This window comes from Dysgonomonas mossii (genome assembly GCF_004569505.1).
In the GTDB taxonomy this organism is placed as follows: Bacteria; Bacteroidota; Bacteroidia; order Bacteroidales; family Dysgonomonadaceae; genus Dysgonomonas.
In genome coordinates this window covers 1-493 of sequence record NZ_SPPK01000044.1, presented here as the reverse complement: position 1 = coordinate 493, position 493 = coordinate 1, and the positions used below count along the sequence as shown (strand labels likewise).

The 493-nt window shown below is 72.8% G+C and carries 1 protein-coding gene; it reads left to right on the top strand.

Annotation, left to right across the window (positions count from 1 at the left end; all coding sequences use genetic code 11):
* Positions 1 to 195: 195 nt before the first annotated feature.
* Positions 196 to 493 (top strand): hypothetical protein (locus E4T88_RS18855; protein WP_135107557.1); only part of this gene is annotated, 298 nt, incomplete at its 3' end.

The following is a 493-nucleotide window of genomic DNA, read 5'->3' as shown; positions in this document are numbered from 1 at the left end:
TCCAAGCCGTTGCCGGTCAACGCCTTCATGTCGGATTGCCGGCCGGTGCCGGCGAGCCCGCAGGTGGTGCTGCGCGCCCGCGGCTGAGCCGGCGTTCCGGTAACCGGTTCGCCCGCGAGCGCCGGACAGGCCGCCCGCGATAAGCTAGAGTGTAGGCCTGACGCCGGCCCGGCCGGTCCCGTGACGGAGCATTGCGTGAGCACCAAGACCCTGATCGCCGCCGGATTGCTCGGCCTCGTCGCCCAGGGCGCCGCCGCCGAGCCTGCCTTCCCGCCGGGGATCCCGCAGCCGCGCGCCTATGTCTTCACCGCCCCCAACGGCCCGACGGTCCTGCAGACCGAGGGCTGCTGCCAGGTGCTGGTGCCGCCGGGCCGTCCCGACCTCGCCGTCCCGCCGGTCCCGGTGGCCCAGGTGATGAACGGCGGTGGCTTCGGCTACACCGGTTTCGACTACTACGACGCCGAGATCACCGAGAGCCGGTTCGGTGCGCGCA